The organism is Shinella sp. Sh6 (assembly GCF_055392685.1).
In genome coordinates, this window is record NZ_AP044005.1 from 2064544 (window position 1) to 2086020 (window position 21477).

Genomic DNA, 21477 nt, shown 5'->3' on the forward strand with positions numbered 1-21477 from the left:
CCGGTCAGAACTGGTAGCGACGCATGCGCCGCTGGATGACGAAGAGATAGAGCGAGACGCCGGCGAGGATGATGAGGAACATGACCGTCGCGATCGTCGCGCCCATCGAGCGGTCGCCGAGCTGGAGCTGGAAACCGAAGAAGGTGCGGTAGAGCAGCGTGCCGAGGATATCCGTCGAGCCGTCCGGCCCGGCAAGCGCGCCCTGCACGGTGTAGATGAGGTCGAAGGCGTTGAAGTTGCCGACGAAGGTGAGGATCGAGATGATGCCGATGGCGGGCAGGATCAGCGGCAGCTTGATCTTGAAGAACTGGCTCCAGCCGGTCACACCGTCGCATTCGGCCGCCTCGATCACCTCGTCCGGGATGTTGAGGAGCGCGGCATAGATCAGCATCATCGGGATGCCGACATATTGCCAGACCGAAATGAGCGAGACGGCGATGAGCGCCGAATTCGGCTTGCCGAGCCAGGGCGAGAACAGCGACTTCAGGCCGACGACATCCAGCAGGAAGGGCGAGACGCCCCAGATCGGCGAGAGGATCAGCTTCCAGATGAAGCCGACGATGACGAAGGAGAGCAGCGTCGGCAGGAAGATCGCCGTGCGGTAGAAGGCGGCAAAGCGCAGCTTCGGCAGCGACAGCATGGCCGCGAGCGCCACGCCGATCGGGTTCTGCACGAGCATGTGGATCGTGAAGAAGACGAAGTTGTTCTTCAGCGCGTTCCAGAAGTCGTGCGCCCAGCGCTCGTCGCCGAACAGCACCTTGAAGTTGCCGAGGCCCACGAAGGTCGACTGGCCGTCCACCGTGTTGAACAGCGAAAGGCGCAGCGTCTCGATGAGCGGCAGGATCATGACCGCCGTGTAGACGATGAGGGCCGGCAGCAGGAAGACGCCGACATGCCAGCGCACCGGCCGTCTGATCGGCTGCATTTCATCATGGGTAGAAGGTATGTCGCTCATGGCCCAGCCTGCCCCTCCGGTTGTTGTTCCAGGAAATCCGCATGCGCGGATGCCGTGCGCGGCAGGCCTGCCGCACATGACGATTTCAGCATACACATTAGTAGCGGGGCCGCGCCCCGAATTTGCCTTTCGGCATCCTCTGTCCACCGGGACGGAGGAAACGGCCTGGCGCCCGTCGTTTCGAGCCGCGCCGCCGGAAGTCCCTCTCCCCGGATTGGCGGGGAGAGGACCGGGACAGGCAAGCGCCTGCCCCTCAAGCAGAGTTCAGCAGCCGACGGAAGGCTTACTTGGCCGGCTTGTACCAGCTGTCGAGGCCCTTCTGGAGCTTTTCGGCGGCCTGTTCCGGCGTGTCGGTGCCGTTGATGACGTTGGCCGATTCCGTCCAGGTCTCGTTTTCGAGGTTCGGCGTGCCGCGCGACAGGATCTGGTAGGTCGAGCGGATCGTCGGCTTGCACTTCTCACGCCAGGAGACGAATTCCTGCGCCAGCGGGTCGTTCATCTTCACGGCCGTCGAGTTCAGGCTGAAGAAGCCCGGCAGCGAGTTGGCGTAGATGTCGGCGAATTCCGGCGAGGCGACGAAGCTCAGGAACTTCTTGGCGGCGTCCGCATTGGCGCTCTTGGCGTTGAGGCCGATGCCGATGTCGTTGTGGTCCGAGATGTAGCAGGTGTCGCCGGCATTCTTCACCGGCGGCGGGAAGGCGCCCATCTTGAACTGGGCCTGCGTGTTGAACAGGCCGATTTCCCACGAGCCGGCCGGGTAGATGGCCGCGCGGCCAAGCGTGAAGAGGTTCTGGCTGTCCGGATAGGTCTGCGCCTCGAAGCCGTCGCCGAGGTAGTCCTTCCACTTGGCCAGAACGCGGAACGGCTCGACCCAGCCCTCGTCGGTCAGCTTCTGCTCGCCCTTGATGAGCGCCTTGCGGCCTTCCTCGCCCTTCCAGTAGGTCGGGCCGATGTTCTGGTAGCCCATGGTGGCGGCTTCCCAGAGGTCCTTCGTGCCCATCGCCATCGGGATGTAGCTGCCTTCGGCCTTGATCTTCTCGAGGACGTCGAAGAATTCGGCTTCCGTCGCCGGAACCTTCAGGCCGAGCTGGTCGAAGGCGTCCTTGTTGTAGATGAAGCCGTGGATGACCGAGGCCATCGGCACGCAGAAGGTCGTCGCGCCGTCGTCCGTCGTCCATGCGGACTTGGCGACGTCGGAGAAGTTCTCCATGCCCGGCAGGTCGTTGAGGCCGGCAAGGTGACCCTTGTTGAAGAGCTCGAGCGAGGCGTCGAACGGACGGCAGGTGATGAGGTCGCCGGCCGAGCCCGCGTCGAGCTTGGCGTTGAGGGCTGCGTTGTACTCGGTCGGCGCGGTCGGCGCGAAGACGACCTTGATGCCCGGGTTCTTGGCTTCGAAGGCCGGGATGATCTTTTCCTGCCAGATCGACAGGTCGTCGTTGCGCCAGCTTTCGACGGTCAGCGTGGTGTCCGCCGCCTGGGCGATCCCGGCCGTGCCGAGGATGCTCGTGGCAAGGAGCAGACCCTTGATTGCGTTGCGTGTCATTGCATTCTCCCCTTTTTATGCGCCGCAGCGCGTTTTGAGATCTTGGTTATCCGAGAGCCTTGAGGGCGCGCCGGAGGCTTTGCCCCGACCGGTCCAGCACCGCCTGCGCGGCACCGGCATCCTTCGCCCCCGCGGCCAGCAGCACGGCCGTCTTGACCGAGCCTTCGGAGCGCGTGAGAAGGCGTTCGGCCTCATCGAGCCCGACACCGGAGATGTCGGAGACGATGCGGCAGGCCCGCCCCTTCAGTTTGATGTTGTCGGCCTTGAGATTGACCATGTGGCCGTCGTGGACGTGGCCGAGATGGATGCCGACGAGCGTGGAAAACAGGTTGAAGGCGATCTTCTGCGCCGTGCCCGCGCCCATGCGCGTGGAGCCGGAAATGACTTCCGGCGGCGTCTGCAACAGGATCGCGGCGTCCGCGCCGGCAAAGAGCGCCGCGCCGGGATTGTTCGCCATCGCAACGAGGCGGGCGCTCTTCCCCTTCGCATATGCCGCGATTTCCAGCACATAGGGCGTGCTGCCGCTCGCCGAAACCGCGATGACGCAGTCGCCGGGACCGATATCGGTTGCCGAGGCATCCGTCAGGGCAAGGGCACCGTCGTCCTCATAGCCGCCCGCAAGGTCTTCGAGGCTCGCGGCGCCGCCGGCAAGCAGGATGACGATGCGGTCGCGGGAAATGCCGTAGGTGCCGGGAAGCTCGAGCGCGTCGGCCATGGCCATCAGGCCGGAACTGCCGGCGCCGGCGTAAACAAGGCGGCCACCCGAGGAGAGCGCGTCGGCGGCAAGGCGGGACGCGGCGGCGATATCGCCGAGCGCGGCGTCCACTACGGCGGCGGCGGCCTTCTGGCCATCCGCGAGCACTTTCAACGCATCCACGGGCTGACGTTCGTCCAGCCCGGTCGCGTGATCATGCCTGCCTTCGGTCCTGCCTGCGGCCATTTCGTTTCTCCTCTGGCCGAAATTAATGCCAAAAAAATACCAATTGTCCATAGGAAATTAATTTTTGAGACCACTTTTTTGCCTCAGAATATTTTATTCCATTAAAATCAATATTTTATGCCAAAGCACCTTTTCGATACCACCATACCCCTTGGTTATTGGTATTTTTTTGGTATCGTTGCTCATGGAGGTGCCCATGACTGACCATATTCTCGGTATCGACGGTGGGGGAACGAGCTGCCGCGCGGCGGTCGCGCGTCCGGACGGCATCATTCTCGGGCGCGGCAAGAGCGGCGCGGCCAATATCCTGACCGACCCCAACAACGCCATCATCTCCATCACGGAAGCGGCGAAGGCCGCCTTCCGCGACGCGGGGCTCGACGAAGCCGGCGTCAACAGCGCCTCCGCCTTCCTCGGCCTTGCCGGCACCAATGTCGGCGACCTGACCCGCTACGTGCGCGACCGCCTGCCCTTCCGCCATACCGACATCGATTCCGACGGCCTGATCGCCCTGCAGGGCGCGATCGGCGACGGCGAAGGGGCCGTGGCGATCCTCGGTACCGGCGCCATCTACATGGCACGCAAGGCCGGTGCGATCCGCTATATCGGCGGCTGGGGCTTCACGGTCAGCGACCTCGGCGGCGGCGCCCGCCTCGGCCACGCCCTCCTCCAGGAAGCGCTGCTCGCCCATGACGGCGTGCATCCGCGCTCCGGCGTGACCGATGCCGTGCTGGAGGAATTCAAGGGCGACCCGCGCGGCATCGTCGAATTCGCCCGCCTCTCCAAGCCCGGCGATTTCGGCCGCTTCGCGCCCCTCCTCTTCGACCATGCCGGCCGCGGCGATCCGCAGGCCATCGCCCTCGTCAGGGCGGGCGCGGCGGCAGTGAACGAATCTCTCGACGCCATCATGGCTTTCGCGGGCGCACCGCGCCTGTGCCTGCTCGGCGGCCTTGCGGCGATCTATCCGCCCTGGCTTTCCGAGCAGCACCGCGCGAACCTGGTGGAAGCGGAGGCCGACGCGCTGACCGGCGCCGTGGCGCTCGCCGCCAAGGGCCATGCCGATCGCCGGGGAGCCGCCGCATGACGACGCCCCTTTCCGCCATCCTGCCGCCGGAAAGCCTGCAATCGGGCGTACCCGGCCCGCTCTACGTCAAGCTGCGCCAGACGCTGGAGGATGCCATCACCTCCGGCAAGCTGAACTACGGCGATGCGCTGCCGGCCGAGCGCGACCTTGCCGACCACGCCAATGTCAGCCGCGTCACCGTGCGCAAGGCCGTCGACGACCTCGTCAAGGACGGCCTTCTCGTGCGCCGCCACGGCTCCGGCACCTTCGTCGCCAAGCCCGTTTCCAAGGTGCAGCAGTCGCTCTCCCGCCTCACCTCGTTTACCGAGGACATGGCGCGCCGCGGCCTCACCACCCGCGCCGAATGGCTCGACCGCGGCCTCTTCCACCCCTCGCCGGACGAAATGATGATGCTCGGCCTGCCGGCCGATGCGCTGGTGGCGCGGCTCGGGCGCCTGCGCATCGCCGACAGCATGCCGCTCGCCATCGAGCGCGCCTGCATCTCCGCCGAGTTCCTGCCCGATCCGCTGCAGGTCGGCGATTCGCTCTATTCCGCGCTGGAAAAGCGCGGCTGCCGGCCGGTGCGCGCCGTCCAGCGCATCTCCGCCTACAACATGAAGGATCCCGACGCCTCGATCCTCGGCGTGCCGCCCGGCTCGGCGGGGCTGTCCATCGAGCGGGTCTCCTATCTTCGCAGCGGCCGGGTGGTCGAGTTCACCCGCTCCATCTACCGGGGCGACGCCTACGACTTCGTCGCCGAACTCACGCTCTCCGAGTCGTGACCAATCGCAAAGGGACTTCCATGCAGACCAACATGCTGAAAGAGATCAACGAAATCCCCGAAGCGGCGGCACGCCTCCTGGCAAATTCGGCAAGCGCCATCGCCGCCGCCGGCAAGGCGCTGCGCGAGCGCGACCCGCAGTTCTTCGTGACGGTCGCCCGCGGCTCTTCCGACCATGCCGCCCTCTTCCTGAAATACGCCATCGAGCTGACGGCCGGCCGGCCGGTCGCCTCCCTCGGCCCCTCGCTCGCCTCGATCTACGGCGCGAAGCTGAAGCTCGGCGGGGCCGCCGCCATCGCCATCTCGCAGTCCGGCAAGAGCCCGGACATCGTCGCCATGGCCGAGGGCGCGACGAAGGGCGGCGCGGTCTCCATCGCGCTCACCAACACGCTGCCCTCACCGCTCGCCGAGGCCTGCGCCCATTCGCTCGACCTTTGCGCAGGGCCGGAGCTTTCCGTCGCGGCGACGAAATCCTACGTCAACTCCATCGTCGCCGGCCTTGCCGTGCTCGCCGAATGGATCGGCGATGCCGCGCTCGACCGCGCCGTGAAGGACCTTCCCGAGCAGTTCGCCAAGGCTGTGGCGCTCGACTGGTCCGAGCTTGCCGGCGACCTGCGCGATGCCCAGTCGCTCTACGTGCTCGGCCGCGGCCCCGGCCTTGCCATCGCCAGCGAGGCGGCGCTGAAGTTCAAGGAGACCTCCGGCATGCATGCCGAGGCCTATTCGTCGGCCGAGGTGCTGCACGGCCCGGTCGCCCTCGTCGGCCCCGCCTTCCCGGTCATCGCACTTGCCGCGCGGGACGCGGCGGAAGCCTCCGTCACCGGCATGGCCGACAGCCTAGCCGAGCGCGGCGCCTATGTCGGCATCACCGCCGCCGGCGCCAAAAGCGCGCGAAAACTGCCCTTCGTCGCCACCGGCCACCCGATCACCGACGCGCTCGCGCTCATCGTGCCCTTCTACGGCTTCGTGGAGGCCTGGTCGCGTGGGCGCGGCCTCGATCCGGACAAGCCGGTCAACCTCAAGAAAGTGACGGAAACCCGATGACAGCGCTCACCGCAATTACCGGCGCCCGCATTTTCGACGGGGACCTCTGGCACGAGCATCATGCGCTCGTCATCGAGGACGGCAAGGTCGCCGCCATCGCGCTGCTGCGCGACGTGCCGGCCGAGGCCCATATCGTGCCGATGGACGGCCTCTCGCTGGTTCCCGGCTTCGTCGACCTCCAGGTCAACGGCGGCGGCGGCGTGCTGCTCAACGAGCGCCGCGACGTCGAGGGCATCCGCACCATCTGCGCGGCCCATGCCCGCTTCGGCACGACCGCCCTCCTGCCGACGCTGATCACCGACACGCCCGAAGTGACGGAAGAGGCCATCGCCGCCGGCCTTGCCGCGCGCGCTGCGGCGGTGCCCGGCTTCCTCGGCCTGCATCTGGAAGGCCCGCACCTTTCCATCGCCCGCAAGGGCGCGCACGACCCGGCCCTCATCCGCCCGATGGAGGAAGCGGACCTCGAACGCACCGTCGCCGCCCGCAAGGGCCTGGAAGCGCTGCTGACGACGCTCGCCCCGGAAAATGCCAGCAACGCACAGATCGCGCGCCTTGCCGCGGCGGGCGTCACCGTCAGCCTCGGCCATTCCGACAGCGGCTATGCGACCGCCGCCGCCGCCGTCGAGGCGGGCGCCCAAGTGGTGACCCACCTCTTCAACGCCATGAGCCAGCTCGGCAACCGGGAGCCCGGCATGGTCGGCGCCACGCTCGACCTCGGCCATGTCAGCGCCGGGCTCATCGCCGACGGCTTCCATGTCCACCCCGCCGCCATCCGCACGGCGCTGCGGGCCAAGCGCGGCCCCGGCCGTATCTTCCTCGTCACCGACGCCATGTCGCCGATGGGAACGGACATGACGAGCTTCTTCCTCAACGGCCGCGAGATCTTTCGCGAGGGTGGCCGCCTGACGCTCGCCGACGGCACGCTCGCCGGCGCCGACATCGATATGGCCTCCTGCGTGCGCTACATGCGCGACACGGTCGGCATCGAGCTGGAGGAAGCGCTGCGCATGGCCTCGCTCTATCCCGCCGAGGCGATCGGCATGACCGGCCGCAAGGGCCGCCTGACGCATGGCCACGACGCGGACTTCGCCGTCATCGACGGCAATGTCGCGGTCGTCTCCACCTGGATCGCCGGCACGCCGGTCTTCGCCGCCTGAGACATCGCCGCCGTCCTTGCGGATGGCGGCGGAATCGGCTCTACCGGGCCGGACAAGGATAGGAGCGGCACCATGCAACTGATCTTCGACGGCCACAACGACGTTCTCCTGCGCCTTTGGGAGCACGCCAAACTCGGGGCCGACCCGGTCGCCGAATTCGTCGACGGCACGAACGAGGGCCATATCGACGCGCCGCGCGCGAAGAAGGGCGGGCTTGCCGGCGGCTTCTGCGCCATGTTCATTCCGCCGAACGGCGACTATCCGGCGCGCGAGCTCGACGCGAACGGCCACTACAACATCCCGATGGTCGGCCCGCTGGAGCAGCCCGCGGCGCTCAACACCGCCCTGGAGATGGCCGCCATCGCCTTCCGGCTGGAGCGCGCGGGCGCGCTCGCCATCTGCCGCTCCACCGCCGATATCCGCGCCGCGATGGACAAGGGCCGCTTCGCCGCCGTCCTCCATATCGAAGGCTGCGAGCCCGTTGCCGGCGACCTTGCGACGCTCGAAACGCTCTATGCCGCGGGCCTGCGCTCGCTCGGCCCCGTCTGGAGCCGGCACAACCGCTTCGGCCATGGCGTGCCCTTCGCCTTCCCCTCCTCGCCCGATACCGGCCCCGGCCTCACCGCCGCGGGCGTCGCGCTGGTGAAGGAATGCGACCGGCTCGGCATCATGATCGACCTTGCCCATATCACCGAGCAGGGCTTCTGGGACGTGGCGCGCGAAAGCACGCAGCCGCTCGTCGCCACCCATTCCAACGCGCATGCCCTGACGCCGATCTCGCGCAACCTCACCGACCGCCAGCTCGACGCCATCCGCGAGCGCAAGGGCATTGCCGGCCTCAACTACGCCACCACCATGCTGCGCGCCGATGGCCTCGAAAACACCGACACCCCGCTTTCCGACATGGTGCGCCATATCGACCACATGGTCGAGCGCATGGGAATCGACTGCGTGGCGCTCGGCTCGGATTTCGACGGCGCGACGATCCCCGCCGCCGTCGGCGATGCGGCCGGCAGCCAGGCGCTGGTCGAGGCGCTGCGCGCGGCAGGCTACGGCGAGGACGACCTTGCAAAACTCTGCCGCGAGAACTGGCTGCGGCTCCTGAAAACCGTCTGGCGCGAAGCCTGACCAACCGGCGGAGGCCACTATGGCAAAGCCCCTCATCGAACTGTGCGTGGAAGGCATCGACGGCTTCCTCGCCGCGCAGGAAGCCGGCGCCGACCGCGTGGAGCTCTGCGCCAGCCTGATGGAAGGCGGCCTGACGCCGAGCCTCGCGACAATCCGCGCCGCGGTGAAGGCGGCGAAAATCCCGGTCCACGTCATCATCCGCCCGCGCGGCGGCGATTTCCTCTATTCGCAAGCCGAGTTCGCCAGCATGGTCGAGGACGTCAAGGCGCTGCGCGAGGAGGGTGTTGCGGGCGTCGTCATCGGCTGCCTGACGCCGGACGGGAAGATCGACGAGGCCCGCACGAAGGCGCTGGTCGAGGCGGCGCGGCCCATGTCCGTCACCTGCCACCGCGCCTTCGACATGACCGCCGACGCCCGTGAGGCGCTGGAAGCGCTGGTCCGCTGCGGCGTCGACCGCGTGCTGACCTCCGGCCAGCGCGACACGGCCGTGGAAGGCATCGCGATCCTGAAAAGCGCCGTCGAGCAGGCGGCGGGCCGCATCGTCGTCATGGGCTGTGGCGCGCTCGATGCCGGGAACATCCGCACGGTGCGCGACGGGGCGGGCCTTACGGAAATGCATTTCGCCGCGCTGAAAACCGTGCCGAGCGGCATGGCCTTCCGCAATCCGCATGTCGGCATGGGCGGCACGGAGAAGGACCGCGAATACGAGTTGACCCTGACGGACAAGGACGCCGTGCGCGCGACCATCGCCGCCGCAAAATCCTGACGGGGCACCTTGCAAGGGGCGGGCCGTCATCCTTACGTGTTAGCCGAACAAGGAGACCCGCCATGCCGACCATGCCTCGCCTCAGCACCGCCATCGCCGCCGGCTTCCTGGCGCTCGCCGCCCTGCCTGCCGCGGCGGAGACCGTCGGCAAGGTCGGCGTCGACTGGATCGGCAACGACATCTATATCGACGCTGTGAGCGACCCGAAGATTTCCGGCATCACCTGCCATGTCACCTATTTCGACCGCAGCGTCATCGACCGGCTGAAGAACGGCAACTGGTTCGAGGATCCCTCGAACAACGCCATCGCCTGCCGCCAGACCGGGCCGATCGCCATCGGCGACATCGATCTTTCCCGCGGCGGCGAGGAGGTCTTCAAGTCCGGGCTTTCGCTGATCTGGAAATCGCTGGTCGTCACGCGCGTCTACGACAAGGCGAACGACACGCTGATCTACCTCGCCCATTCGCGCGAGGTGACGGACGGCTCTGCCAAGATGTCGATCTCCACCGTGCCGCTCTACGGCGAGAACGTCACCTGGACGAAGGACAAGCCGTAAAAACGCCCCGGCATGGCCGGGGCGCTTTTCGGGAAATGTCCCGCTTACTTGACGTAGACGATCTTGCCGCCATCGGCCGCCGTCTTCACTTCCACGACGTTCTGAAGCTGGACGTTCTTGGAAGCGAGAACCTGTGCCAGCGTCGGGTCGGACTGGAGTTCGCTCTGTGCCTTCTCCATGGCTGCCGGATCGTTCGACAGCATCTTCACGCGGTCGAATTCGGAGGTCTTGCTCTTGTCGGCCTCCAGCGAGGAGAGCGTCACCACGTTGACCTGGTCGGCGGAGATGGAACCCGTCGACATCGAATCGGAGGCCATGGGCTCAGCGGCGCTCTGGGCATAGGCGATGCCTGCGACCGGCGAAGCGGCGAGAAGCGAGGCAAGGGCGATCGTAACTGTCTTCTTCATTGGAATTCTCCACTGTTTCGTTTGCAAGAAGCAGGAAGAAAACGGAAGGAGGCGCGCTTGGTTCCTGGCTTTTTGCGGCAATTCCAAGGCTTTTTTGCCAGGATTGCCCGAAGAAGGCGCCGGACGAGCGAAAACACCCGGCCGGATTGCGGCCGGGTGTCTTGAAAATGGGTGCGTTTCGCCTCAGGCGGCCTGGGCCAGCTCGTCGGCGATGACGGTGTCGAGGTTGAGGAAGCAGACCATCGACTTTTCCAGCGCCACGATGCCGCGGCAGAAGGCGCGCTGGGCTTCCGGGATGATCTCCGGCGCCGGCTGGAGCGCCTCGCTCTTGATGGTCATCATGTCGGAGACCTGCTCGACGAGGAGGCCGACCAGCTTGCCGGCGATGTCCGTGACGATGATCGCCGAGCGCTCGGAAGGCTCCGTCATCTTCATGCCGAGGCGGCAGGCCATGTCGATGACCGGGATCACCGCGCCGCGCAGGTTGATGAGGCCGAGCACGTAGGGCGGCGTATGGGGCATCGGCGTCACGGGCGCCCAGCCGCGGATTTCGCGGATGGCCATGATATCGATGCAGAATTCCTGCTCTCCCAGATGGAAGGAGACGATTTCGAGATACGCGCCGGACTGCTTGATGGCGTTGGACATGGGGAAAACCTCTTCCCGATCGACGACGGAACGGATTGGAATGCGCTGCCCGCCGTTTCCGGCCTGCGGCGGACGTCATGTCCAGCGGGCCGACCGGCCCTTGGCGCGTAGCCCAAGATGGCAAGGAACCCTTAAACAATAGCTAAGGAAAAGCTGCGGAAAACGGTATTTTAGGAGAATCTGACGAATTCCGCCGCGGTTCACAGGCCCGGCGTTTCCCGCTATACTGCCGCCATGGACAAGACCGCCCGCCGCTATACCCTTCTGCCGGCCGCGCTGATCGCGGTAGGGCTCGGCGTCATGGCCGCGACCGCCGCCTTTGCCGGCTGGCTGGAGCACGGCAGCGCGATCTTCCTCGCCATGGCCGAATCCGGCCTGTCCTGGTGCTTCTGATCACGATTGCGCGAGCCTTCCCGTTGCGGCAATTGGCCCGTTTGCGCACCCTCCCGTGAGGGACTATGAAGCCGGTCAACGCTGATCGTCAGCCTCCGAAGGACCGCCATGAAGACCCTGCGCATCGTATTGTGGATTGCCGTCGCCGTCGTCGCCGCCCTGCTCGGCTGGCTGACGCTGGAAATGACCCGGACCAAGGACGAGGTCGCGGGCGGCCCCTTCGGCGTTCCCTTCGAGCTCGTCGCGCAGGACGGCAAGCCGATCACCGAGAAGGCCTTCACCGGCAAGCCGACCGCCCTCTTCTTCGGCTTCACCCATTGCCCGGAAGTCTGCCCGACGACGCTGTTCGAGCTCGACGGCTGGCTGAACAAGGTCGACCCCGGCGGCTCGAAGCTGCAGGCCTATTTCGTGACCGTCGACCCCGAGCGCGACACGCCGGAGATCATCGGCCAGTATGTCGGCAACGTCTCCAAGCGCATCACCGGCATTTCCGGCCCGGTGGACAAGGTGCTGGAGATGGTGAAGGGCTTCCGCGTCTACTACCGCAAGGTGCCGCTCGACGAGGCCAAGCCCGACGGCGACTATACGATGGACCACACGGCCTCCGTCTTCCTGCTGGATGGAACGGGCCGCTTCGTCGGCACCATCGCCTATGGCGAGAACCCGGACACCGCGGAACAGAAGCTCGCCAACCTGATCAAGCGATGACGCGACGGCTATCGGCCTTTGCCCTTGGCCGGCGGACATGCTAGGCGGTCCCGAAACAACAGGGACCCGAGCCGTGAGCGAAATCCGCCTCTACATCACCACGACCGAGAAGCGCGCCGAAACCGCGCTCTCGCTGATGACCGACGCCTTCGAGGAAGACGGCTACGCCATCGCGACGATGGAGATCGACGAGAAGAAGGATATCTGGGAAGCCTCCGTCTACATGTTCCGCGTGGACGAGGAAGAGGTCCACGGCCGCTTCGCCGCCCTGCTCGCAGATGAATTTCCCGATGCCGAAATCCAGCGCGAGGAACTGCCGGACATCGACTGGATCGCCAAGTCGCTGGAAGGGCTGAAGCCGGTGCGCGCCGGCCGCTTCGTCGTGCACGGCTCGCACGACCGCGGCACCGAGCGGGCCGGCGAGATCGTCATCGAGATCGATGCCGGCCAGGCCTTCGGCACCGGCCATCACGGCACGACGGCCGGCTGCCTCGAAACGATCTTCTCCGTCATGCGCGCGCGCACCGTCAGGCGCGTCCTCGACCTCGGCACCGGCAGCGGCGTGCTTGCCATCGCCGCCCGCAAGCTCGCCCCGGTCAGGGTGCTGGCGACGGATATCGACCCGATCGCCACGCGCGTCGCGCGCGAGAACGTGCGCCTCAACGGCATTGCCGAGGGCATCGCGCTGGAAACGGCGCCGGGCTTCCACTCCACCGCCTTCCGCCGGCACGGCCCCTTCGACCTCATCATCGCCAATATCCTCGCCCGTCCGCTGATGCGCATGGCCCCGCAGCTTGCCGCGCAGCTTGCGCCGGGCGGCGACGTCATCCTGTCGGGCATCCTCGCCTCGCAGCGCTGGAAGGTGCTGGCCGCCTATAACGGCGCGGGCCTTCGCCATGTGCACACCATCTGGCGCGAGGGCTGGGTGACGATCCACCTCGACAACCGGCGCTGAGAGGGAAGCGGGCAAAGAAAAAGGCGGTGCCGGAGGCACCGCCTATGGACCGGCAAGCCGGCCATGCCCGCGAGCTTGAGGAGGAGGAGCGCTCAAGCGGGCCTATGTGTTCCGAGCGCCTTCCCGGAGGAGGGAGGAGGAGTGACCGGCAAGACGCCTGATCGGAACACCTAGCTTTTCGCCTTTCGGCGATCATTCCCGAGACGAAGGACTGGAGGAACTTTCACTTCGTTTCGTTTGAAGCGCGTTTCAAGTTCGCTTCGTTGGCGCCGCTTATAATCGATTCCGAAAATCGGGACAGACCCTTTGCGACATGGGTGCCATGCGCGAAATGCATAAGTCCAATCCAAGACCACTTCGGGGTGCCGTGCGCCGCTTTCCCACCTTTGACGCGAGGGACCGATGGGCTAGATTGCCCCCACGATTCATCGCCTTAGCGGAAGCCTCCCCATGTTCCAGAGTTTCGACGTCACCTCCACGCCGCAATACGGCCGCGAACGGACGGAGGCCCTGCGCGCCACCTTCGACGCGCTCGGCATCGACGGCTTCCTCGTACCGCGCGCCGACGAGTTCCAGGGCGAATACGTGCCGGCCTCGGCCGAGCGCCTGTCCTGGCTGACAGGCTTCACCGGCTCGGCCGGCGTCGCGCTCGTCATGCGGGGGCAGGCGGTCGTCTTCGTCGACGGCCGCTATGTCACGCAGCTTGCCGAGCAGGTCGACCCGGAGGTCTTCACCGGTGGCGACCTCGTTGGCGAGCCGCCGCATCTGTGGCTGCAGAACCATGGGCCCAAGGGCTTTCGCCTCGGCATCGACCCGTGGCTGCACACGGGCGCGGAAGTGCGCCGGCTGGAAAAGGCGCTCGCCGGCCTCGGGGGCTCGCTCGTCTTCCTGCCGCACAACCCGCTCGACAAGGCATGGACGGACCGCCCCGCCGAACCGCTCGGCCGCGTGACGATCCAGACCGTCGACAATGCCGGGGAACTGGCGAAGGACAAGCTTGCACGGATGGCGGAAGCGACGCGGAAGGCCGGCGCGGACGTGCTCGCCGTCACCGATCCCTCGTCCATCGCCTGGATCTTCAACATCCGCGGCAGCGACGTGCCGCACACGCCCCATCCGCTTGCCCGTGCCATCGTCCCGGCGAGCGGCCGCCCGCTCCTCTTCCTCGACAAGCGCAAGACCGGCATCGAGCAGGAAGCCTATCTCACCCAGCTCGCCGACCTCCTGCCGCCCGCGACCTTCGACGAACAGCTCGCCGCGCTCGCGGCCGAGGGCAAGCGCATCCTCATCGATCCCGACCAGGCGGCCTTTGCCATCGCGGAGATCGTGCGCACGAAGGGCGGCACGCTCGTCGAGGCCGCCGATCCCGCCCGCCTGCCCCGCGCCGTGAAGAACGCCGTCGAGCTGCAGGGCTCGGCGAACGCCCACCTCCAGGACGGGGCGGCCATGGTGGAATTCCTCGCCTGGCTCGACGGCACCGAGCCGGGCACGCAGACGGAGATCGCCGTCACGACCAAACTGGAAGAGGTGCGCCGCCGCGTCGGCGAGCGCCAGCAGAACCCGCTGAAGGACGTCTCCTTCGACACCATCGCCGGCGCCGGCGCCCACGCCGCCATCATGCATTACCGCGTGACGACCGACACCGATGCGCGGATCGAGCCCGGCACGATGTTCCTCGTCGATTCCGGCGCGCAATATGTCAACGGCACGACGGACATCACCCGCACGGTCGCCATCGGCGCGGTGCCCGAGGAGCAGAAGCGCTTCTTCACGCTGGTGCTGAAGGGCATGATCGCCATCAGCACGGCGCGTTTCCCGAAGGGCACGCGCGGCTGCGACCTCGATCCCCTCGCCCGCATCGCGCTGTGGAAGGCCGGGGCGGACTTCGCCCACGGCACGGGCCACGGCGTCGGCTCCTATCTTTCGGTGCATGAGGGGCCGCAGCGCATCTCGCGGCTCTCCACGCAGGAGCTGCTGCCCGGCATGATCCTCTCGAACGAGCCCGGCTACTACCGGCCCGGCAGTTTCGGCATCCGCATCGAGAACCTCGTCCACGTCCTGCCGGCAGGGGCCATCGAGGGCGGCGACATGGACATGCTCGGCTTTGCGACGCTGACCTTCTGCCCGATCGACCGCCGCCTCGTCGTGCCCGCGCTGCTGACGGACGAGGAGCTTGCCTGGCTCAACGCCTATCATGCCGAAACGCGCGAGAAGATCGCGCCGCTCCTTTCGGACGACGCGGCCAAGGCGTGGCTCGAGAAGGCGACGGCCCCGATCAGCCGGTGAAGTGACGCAGGATCATCACGAAGACCCAGCTCGCGCCCAGCATCGGCAGCAAGGAGATGCGCAGGCCGAGGAGGAAGGCGACCGCGAGGGTGAGGCTGACGTCGAACCCGCCGGTAACGGCGGCGGGCGCGACCAGCGTCGTCAGCACGGCCGCGGGCACCGCGTTCAGCGCCGCCTCGGCGCGGGGCGGAATCGACTTCATGCGCATGATGAAGACATAGCCGCCGATGCGCGTGAGATAGGTGGCGATGGCGCCGGCCGCGATGATCAGCAGCGTCTGCGTGTGGAACCAGTTTTCCATGCTCACGTCCCCTCTTCCACGGGCTCGCCGGCCGGCTCTTCGGCCGCCTTGCTCTCCAGCGGCAGGACGGCGGCGACCGCGATGCCGGCGAGCGCCCCGAGGCTGACATGCCAGGGCGAGCCGACGAAATGCAGCGCGAGGATCGAGCCCGCCGCCGAGGCGATGACGACCGGCAGCCAGTTCGCCCGGCTGCGGAAGCCGAGCACGAGACCCATGAAATAGATCGGCAGCAGCACGTCGATGCCGATGGCCCGCGGATCGCCGATCAGGTTGCCGAGAAAGCCGCCGACGATGGTAAGCGCGAGCCAGGGGAAATAGACGCTGGCGCCGAGCACCATCAGCCAGAGATAGGTGACCTTGCGGCCGGCATCGGCCCGCCGCTCCGCCTCGGCGAACTGCGGGTCGATGAGCAGGAAGAACGAGGTCGCCTTCTGCCAGAAGGTGAGATGGCGGACATGCGGCGCCATGGCCGCCGAATAGAGCACATGGCGGAAATTGACGGCGAAGATCGACAGCACCACCAGCCACGGCGCGACATGGTGGTTGAACAGCTCGACGCCGACGAGCTGGCTGGCGCCGGCATAGAGCGTGGCGCTCATCAGCGCGGCCTCGGCGATCGTCAGGCCGTTGTCGACGGCAATGGCGCCGAAGAGGACGCCGAACGGCGCGGCGGCGATCGCGATGGCGAGCCCACGCTGGACGGCGTCGCGGATTTCATCTTTTCTGTCGGGGGTCATGGCTCGGCTCTGCTTGCGACCGGGCAGCCATAAAGCAGGCGCGCGCCACCGGCAAACCAATATGGCTGATGGACCGTTCAGCGGCGTTGATCATTCCGCGTGGGTGCCGGGTAGCGTCCCACCCGCGGCATGGATGCCCGGGTCAAGCCCGAGCATGACGAAGGAGAGGTTTTGGAGTGTCTTACACACCCACAGCCGTCATCCCCGGGCTTGACCCGAGGATCCACACCCCACCCGCTTCAATGCGCGGAGCCGCCTCAAACCTTCTTGAGCTGGAACGTGTGCTCCGGCCCCGGGAAGCTGCGTGCCTTCACCTCTTCGGCGTAGGTGGCGAAGGCTTCGCTCATCACCGGCGCGAGGTTGGCGAAATGCTTGACGAAGCGCGGCTTGAAATCCGTGAAGATGCCGAGCACGTCGTCCACCACCAGCACCTGCCCGTCGCAGGCGGGCGATGCGCCGATGCCGATGGTCGGCGCCTTGACCTCGCCGGTCAGCTCGCGCGCCACCGGCTCGACCGTGCCCTCCACGACGATGGCGAAGGCGCCGGCATCGTCGATGGCCGCGGCGTCCTTGCGGATCTTGTCGACTTCCTTGTCGTTGCGGCCGAGCGTGCGGTAGCCGCCCGTCGTGTTGATGAGCTGCGGCATCAGGCCGACATGGCCGAGCACGGGAATGCCGCGCTGCGTGAGGAAATGCACCGTCTCGGCCATTTCCGCCCCGCCCTCCAGCTTGATCGCCGAACAGCCGGTTTCCTTCAGCACCCGTGCGGCCGTGGCGAAGGCCTGCTCCTTCGACTGCTGGTAGGAGCCGAACGGCAGGTCGACGACGACGCAGGCATTCGACGAGCCGCGCATAACGGCCTGGCCGTGGGCGATCATCATCTCGACCGTCACGCCGACCGTCGAATCGAGACCGTAGAGCACCATGCCGAGGCTGTCGCCGACCAGCATGAAATCGACATGCGGGTCCATGAGCTTGGCCACGGGCGTCGTATAGGCGGTGAGGCTGACGATGGGGCGCTGGCCCTTGAGGGCCTTGATGTCGGCAGGGGCCAGACGGCGTTTGGCGGTGTGTACGCTCATGTCGCGCTACCTTTCACGTTTTTCGGGTCGATGACCCGGTTGTCGAGGAGTTTCGTGCCTCCAAAGCGCACGAATAGCAACAAAAGAACCGGCTTTTCGCCGATGCCGGCGATTTCCGCCAGCGTTTGCGGATCGCGCACGGCGACCACCTCGGGATTTGCCAGCGGCTCGGAGCGGAGGAAGGCAACGATCTTCTCCTCCAGCCGCCGGGCATCGGTCTCGCCCGTCGCGACCAGCCGTTCGGCCTCCTCCAGCGCGCGCGGCACGATGGCCGCGGCGGCGCGCTCCTCGGCGGAAAGGTAGACGTTGCGCGAGGAACAGGCGAGGCCGTCCGCCTCGCGCACCGTCGCAACACCGACCACCTCAACGGGCTGGGCAAGGTCCTCCGCCATGCGGCGGATGATGGCGAGCTGCTGGAAATCCTTCTCGCCGAAATAGGCCCGGTCGGGACCTGCAATGTTGAAGAGCTTCGTGACGACCGTGGCGACGCCCGCGAAATGGCCGGGCCGCACGGCGCCTTCCAGCTCCGCGCCGAGCGTCGGCACGTCGACGACGGTTTCCATCGGTCGCGGATACATGTCCGCAACGCCGGGGGCGAAGAGATAGTGCACGCCCTCGGCCTCCAGCATTGCCTGGTCGCGGGCAAGGTCGCGCGGATAGCGCGAAAGGTCCTCGTTCGCGCCGAACTGGAGGGGGTTGACGAAGATGGTGGCGACGACGATGTCGTTTTCGGCGAGCGCCCGGCGGGCGAGCGCCATATGGCCGACATGGAGGTAGCCCATCGTGGGAACGAGGCCGACGGTGCGGCCATCGAGCCGGTGCGGCGCAAGGGCCGCGCGCAAATCCGCGATGGTCGTGAAGGTCTGCATCGCCGGTTCCTCCTTGCCTTCGCCCTCTTTCGCGGGCGATGCCGCCCGTGTGGCCTCTGCGGGCTGCTTCAGGGGGCGCCGTTTTCTATCTTGTGCAGCGCAAAAAGACAATCGGGAAAGACTTTTGCCCTCCATCGCTCACGCCGCCGGGCAGCTTTGCGTTTTGCGCACTGTACATTTCGCTCTGCGCCCAGTAGAGAGCGCGCCAGCACGCCCGACATTATCGGGCACGAGTGCGGCGCAAGATCGCCGCGGAACCCGAATTCCGAAAGACCCTACATGACGAGTTTTGATGGCCTCGCTCCGGCGATGGCAAAGGCGTTGGAAAAACGCGGCTATACCACCTTGACGCCGGTTCAGGTCGCCGTCTCCGATCCGGCGATCGGCGAGGCCGACGCGCTGGTGTCCGCGCAGACCGGCTCCGGCAAGACCGTCGCCTTCGGCCTCGCGCTTGCCTCGACGCTGCTCGGCAGCGAGGAGCGCTTCGGGCGCGCGGCAGGCCCGCTCGCCCTCGTCATCGCCCCGACGCGCGAACTGGCCATGCAGGTCAAGCGCGAGCTGGAATGGCTCTACGAGATGACCGGCGCCGTCATGGCCTCCTGCGTCGGCGGCATGGACATGCGCACCGAGCGGCGCGGCCTCGAACGCGGCGCGCATATCGTCGTCGGCACGCCCGGCCGCCTGCGCGACCACATCACCCGCGGCAACCTCGACCTGTCCGACATCCGCGCCGTGGTGCTCGACGAGGCCGACGAGATGCTCGACCTCGGCTTCCGCGAAGACCTCGAATTCATCCTCGAATCGGCGCCGGAAGACCGCCGCACGCTGATGTTCTCGGCGACCGTGCCGAAGGAGATCGCGGCGCTTGCCAAGAACTACCAGCGGGACGCCCTGCGCATCTCGACCGCCTCGGAGAAGGAGCAGCACGTCGACATCGACTACCGCGCCCTCCTCGTCGTGCCGGCCGACCGCGAGAACGCCATCATCAACGTGTTGCGCTACTATGACGCGCAGAACGCCATCGTCTTCTGTTCGACGCGCGCGGCGGTCAACCACCTGACGGCCCGCTTCAACAATCGCGGCTTCTCGGTCGTGGCGCTCTCCGGCGAGCTCAGCCAGAACGAGCGCACCCATGCGCTGCAGGCCATGCGCGACGGGCGCGCGCGCGTCTGCATCGCCACCGACGTCGCCGCCCGCGGCATCGACCTGCCGAACCTCGAACTGGTCGTCCATGCGGACCTGCCGACCAATCCGGAAACGCTGCTGCACCGTTCGGGCCGCACCGGCCGCGCCGGCCGCAAGGGCGTCAGCGCCCTCATCGTGCCGGTGAGCGCCCGCCGCAAGGCCGAGCGCCTGCTGCAGGCCGCCAACCTCAAGGCGAACTGGGCAACGCCCCCCTCGGCCGAAGAAATCCTGCGCCGCGACGACGAGCGCCTGCTCGCCGATCCGCTCCTGACCGACGCGGTGACGGAAGACGAGGCCGCGACGGTCGATGCCCTTATCGCCAAGTTCGATGCCCGCCAGCTTGCCGCCGCCGTCACCCGCTTCTTCACGGCCGGCCGTTCGGCCCCGGAAGACCTGATCGAGGTCTCGCTCGAACAGCGCAAGCCGCGCGAGCGCACCGAAGGCCCCTTCCCGACCGAGCCGAAGCGCCCGCGCGAAGGTTTCGGGGCGAGCCTGTGGATCTCCGTCTCCGTCGGCCGCAAGCAGCGCGCCGAGCCGCGCTGGCTGATCCCGATGCTCTGCCGCAACGGCAACATCACCAAGAACGAGATCGGCGCGATCAAGATGCAGCCGGAGGAGACCTATATCGAGCTTGCCGCCGATGCCGCCAACGGCTTCCTCGACAGGCTCGGTCCCGGCAACATGCTGGAGCGCGGCATCCGCGTGACGGTGCTCGAGGGCCAGCCGGACCTGACGCCGCAGCCCTACACCCGCGCGCCCGGCGAAAAGACCCAGCGCTACGACAAGCCCGTGCGCAACGAGGAACGCCGCGCCGACTGGAAGCCGCGCGGCGAATTCGAGAAGAAGGGCGGCTACGACAAGAAGGCCCGTTTCGAGAAGAAGCGCGACTTCGACAAGCCGGAAGGCGCGGCCAAGCCGCACTGGAAGGACCGCGAGGACGGCGGCAAGAAGCCGGCCAAGCCCTTTGCCGGCGCAAAGCCCTTCAAGGGCAAGCGCGACGACAAGGCTGCAAAGCCCGAGGGCGGCCCGCGCAAGCCGAAGACCAGGAAGCCGGATCGCTTCTAACCTGCTGGCGGCGCGGAACTTTTTCCGCCGCGCCGCATTACATCCCTCGCTTTTACGAGGGGTGATCCGATGACGGACAGGGCGGCGGATGCGGAGAACCATGTCGGCCGCTTCCTGACGGGGCTCGGCCGGGGCGTCGCCGGCGCACTCTTCCTGGCGCTACCCATGCTGATGACCATGGAAATGTGGTATCTCGGCTTTTACATCACGCGCGAGCGCCTGCTGCTTCTGCTCGTCGTCAACATTCCCCTCCTGATCCTCCTTTCCCACCGCATCGGCTTCGAGGAGACCTTCACCTGGCGCGAATCGGTGCGCGACGCCACCATCGCCTACGGCATCGGCATTCTGACCAGCTTGCTCGTTCTGGCGGCGCTCGGGCTTCTGAGGGGCGACATGCCGGCAAGCGAGCTTCTCGGCAAGGTCGCCCTGCAATCCGTCCCTGCCAGCATCGGCGCCATGCTCGGCCGCAGCCAGCTCGGCCGGGGCATGAGCGAGGACGACGACGGCACGGAAACGCCCTATCACAGCGAATTGCTGCTGATGGCGACGGGCGCCCTCTTCGTCTCCCTCAACATCGCGCCGACCGAGGAGACGATGGTGCTCGCCTACAAGATGACGGCCTGGCACGCGCTTGCCGTCATCGTGCTGTCGATCCTCGTCATGCACGGCTTCGTCTACGCGGTCTCCTTCATCGGCGGCCACGAACTGCAGCCGGAGACACCCTGGTGGCACGCCTTCGTGCGCTTCACCCTGCCCGGCTATGTCGTCGCCCTTGCGGTCAGCGTCTTCACGCTGTGGGTGTTCGAGAGCTTCGGCAACAGTTCCGCGGTCGAGATGCTGCATTCCGTCATCGTGCTCGGCTTTCCCGCCTCGCTCGGCGCCTCCGCCGCGCGCCTGATCCTGTGAG

At 66.9% G+C, this 21477-nt stretch carries 22 protein-coding genes; 13 read left to right on the forward strand and 9 right to left on the reverse strand.

Translation table 11 applies throughout. The annotated features are described in order from the left end of the window. Window positions 1-4: 4 nt before the first annotated feature. The 3 genes from ACZ5TO_RS10015 to ACZ5TO_RS10025 form a co-directional block, all read right to left on the reverse strand. Window positions 5-955 (reverse strand): carbohydrate ABC transporter permease, encoded by a 951-nt coding sequence (locus ACZ5TO_RS10015; RefSeq protein WP_184140126.1) that lies wholly within the window; start codon window positions 953-955, stop codon window positions 5-7. Window positions 956-1238: 283 nt separating this feature from the next. Next, window positions 1239-2498 carry an ABC transporter substrate-binding protein gene (locus ACZ5TO_RS10020; protein ID WP_184140128.1) on the reverse strand — a complete coding sequence of 420 codons (1260 nt, stop codon included), beginning with the start codon at window positions 2496-2498 and terminating at the stop codon, window positions 1239-1241. A 46-nt stretch (window positions 2499-2544) separates the two neighbouring features. After that, window positions 2545-3438 carry an N-acetylmuramic acid 6-phosphate etherase gene (locus ACZ5TO_RS10025; protein ID WP_464797966.1) on the reverse strand — a complete coding sequence of 298 codons (894 nt, stop codon included), beginning with the start codon at window positions 3436-3438 and terminating at the stop codon, window positions 2545-2547. 196 nt (window positions 3439-3634) lie between these two features. Between ACZ5TO_RS10025 and ACZ5TO_RS10030 the strand changes: the two genes are divergently transcribed. The 7 genes from ACZ5TO_RS10030 (at window position 3635) to ACZ5TO_RS10060 (ending at window position 9934) form a co-directional block, all read left to right on the forward strand. After that, window positions 3635-4522, forward strand: coding sequence for a glucosamine kinase nucleotide-binding domain-containing protein (locus ACZ5TO_RS10030; protein WP_464797967.1), 888 nt, complete (start codon window positions 3635-3637; stop codon window positions 4520-4522). Then, window positions 4519-5283 (forward strand): GntR family transcriptional regulator, encoded by a 765-nt coding sequence (locus tag ACZ5TO_RS10035; RefSeq protein ID WP_464797968.1) that lies wholly within the window; start codon window positions 4519-4521, stop codon window positions 5281-5283. Before ACZ5TO_RS10030 ends, ACZ5TO_RS10035 begins: the two co-directional genes overlap by 4 nt. Before the next feature lie 20 nt (window positions 5284-5303). Beyond that, on the forward strand, window positions 5304-6326 hold the full coding sequence (locus ACZ5TO_RS10040; RefSeq protein WP_464797969.1) for an SIS domain-containing protein: 1023 nt from the start codon (window positions 5304-5306) through the stop codon (window positions 6324-6326). After that, the gene (gene nagA, locus ACZ5TO_RS10045) at window positions 6323-7483 is read left to right on the forward strand and encodes an N-acetylglucosamine-6-phosphate deacetylase (RefSeq protein WP_464797970.1); all 1161 of its coding nucleotides are present in this window, start codon (window positions 6323-6325) and stop codon (window positions 7481-7483) included. Before ACZ5TO_RS10040 ends, nagA begins: the two co-directional genes overlap by 4 nt. Before the next feature lie 72 nt (window positions 7484-7555). After that, window positions 7556-8611, forward strand: coding sequence for a dipeptidase (locus ACZ5TO_RS10050; protein ID WP_464797971.1), 1056 nt, complete (start codon window positions 7556-7558; stop codon window positions 8609-8611). 19 nt (window positions 8612-8630) lie between these two features. Further along, window positions 8631-9377 carry a copper homeostasis protein CutC gene (locus ACZ5TO_RS10055; protein ID WP_464797972.1) on the forward strand — a complete coding sequence of 249 codons (747 nt, stop codon included), beginning with the start codon at window positions 8631-8633 and terminating at the stop codon, window positions 9375-9377. Between the two features lie 71 nt (window positions 9378-9448). Then, window positions 9449-9934 carry a CreA family protein gene (locus tag ACZ5TO_RS10060; protein WP_464800374.1) on the forward strand — a complete coding sequence of 162 codons (486 nt, stop codon included), beginning with the start codon at window positions 9449-9451 and terminating at the stop codon, window positions 9932-9934. 44 nt (window positions 9935-9978) lie between these two features. Here ACZ5TO_RS10060 and ACZ5TO_RS10065 read toward each other — a convergent pair whose 3' ends face one another. Together ACZ5TO_RS10065 and ACZ5TO_RS10070 are read right to left on the reverse strand one after the other, a co-directional pair. Further along, window positions 9979-10341 carry a hypothetical protein gene (locus tag ACZ5TO_RS10065; RefSeq protein WP_464797973.1) on the reverse strand — a complete coding sequence of 121 codons (363 nt, stop codon included), beginning with the start codon at window positions 10339-10341 and terminating at the stop codon, window positions 9979-9981. A gap of 183 nt (window positions 10342-10524) precedes the next feature. Continuing rightward, entirely contained in the window at window positions 10525-10989 is a 465-nt protein-coding gene (locus ACZ5TO_RS10070; protein ID WP_117366518.1) for a chemotaxis protein CheW, read from the reverse strand. A 234-nt stretch (window positions 10990-11223) separates the two neighbouring features. Here ACZ5TO_RS10070 and ACZ5TO_RS10075 point away from each other — a divergent pair, with 234 nt between their 5' ends. From ACZ5TO_RS10075 to ACZ5TO_RS10090, 4 genes are all read left to right on the forward strand, one after another. Further along, window positions 11224-11382, forward strand: coding sequence for a hypothetical protein (locus tag ACZ5TO_RS10075; protein WP_184140482.1), 159 nt, complete (start codon window positions 11224-11226; stop codon window positions 11380-11382). 108 nt (window positions 11383-11490) lie between these two features. Then, window positions 11491-12090, forward strand: coding sequence for an SCO family protein (locus ACZ5TO_RS10080; RefSeq protein WP_464797974.1), 600 nt, complete (start codon window positions 11491-11493; stop codon window positions 12088-12090). A 73-nt stretch (window positions 12091-12163) separates the two neighbouring features. Then, the gene (locus tag ACZ5TO_RS10085; RefSeq protein WP_464797975.1) at window positions 12164-13045 is read left to right on the forward strand and encodes a 50S ribosomal protein L11 methyltransferase; all 882 of its coding nucleotides are present in this window, start codon (window positions 12164-12166) and stop codon (window positions 13043-13045) included. Window positions 13046-13495: 450 nt separating this feature from the next. After that, entirely contained in the window at window positions 13496-15331 is a 1836-nt protein-coding gene (locus ACZ5TO_RS10090) for an aminopeptidase P family protein (RefSeq protein ID WP_464797976.1), read from the forward strand. Here the strand turns inward: ACZ5TO_RS10090 and ACZ5TO_RS10095 are convergent. The 4 genes from ACZ5TO_RS10095 to panC all read right to left on the reverse strand — a co-directional run bounded on the left by ACZ5TO_RS10095 (window position 15321) and on the right by panC (window position 18320). Further along, complete coding sequence (locus tag ACZ5TO_RS10095; RefSeq protein ID WP_464800375.1) at window positions 15321-15632, reverse strand: AzlD family protein; 312 nt, start codon at window positions 15630-15632, stop codon at window positions 15321-15323. The genes ACZ5TO_RS10090 and ACZ5TO_RS10095 overlap by 11 nt on opposite strands. Before the next feature lie 2 nt (window positions 15633-15634). Continuing rightward, window positions 15635-16369, reverse strand: coding sequence for an AzlC family ABC transporter permease (locus ACZ5TO_RS10100; protein WP_464797977.1), 735 nt, complete (start codon window positions 16367-16369; stop codon window positions 15635-15637). A gap of 257 nt (window positions 16370-16626) precedes the next feature. Then, entirely contained in the window at window positions 16627-17451 is an 825-nt protein-coding gene (gene panB, locus ACZ5TO_RS10105) for a 3-methyl-2-oxobutanoate hydroxymethyltransferase (protein WP_464797978.1), read from the reverse strand. Further along, on the reverse strand, window positions 17448-18320 hold the full coding sequence (gene panC / locus ACZ5TO_RS10110; protein ID WP_464797979.1) for a pantoate--beta-alanine ligase: 873 nt from the start codon (window positions 18318-18320) through the stop codon (window positions 17448-17450). Before panC ends, panB begins: the two co-directional genes overlap by 4 nt. A gap of 279 nt (window positions 18321-18599) precedes the next feature. On the opposite strand from panC, the gene ACZ5TO_RS10115 reads away from it, so the two are divergent. Continuing rightward, window positions 18600-20570: a DEAD/DEAH box helicase gene (locus tag ACZ5TO_RS10115; RefSeq protein WP_464797980.1), complete on the forward strand. Its 1971-nt coding sequence runs from the start codon at window positions 18600-18602 to the stop codon at window positions 20568-20570. Between the two features lie 69 nt (window positions 20571-20639). Then, entirely contained in the window at window positions 20640-21476 is an 837-nt protein-coding gene (locus ACZ5TO_RS10120) for a TIGR02587 family membrane protein (RefSeq protein ID WP_464797981.1), read from the forward strand. Window position 21477 lies beyond the last annotated feature (1 nt).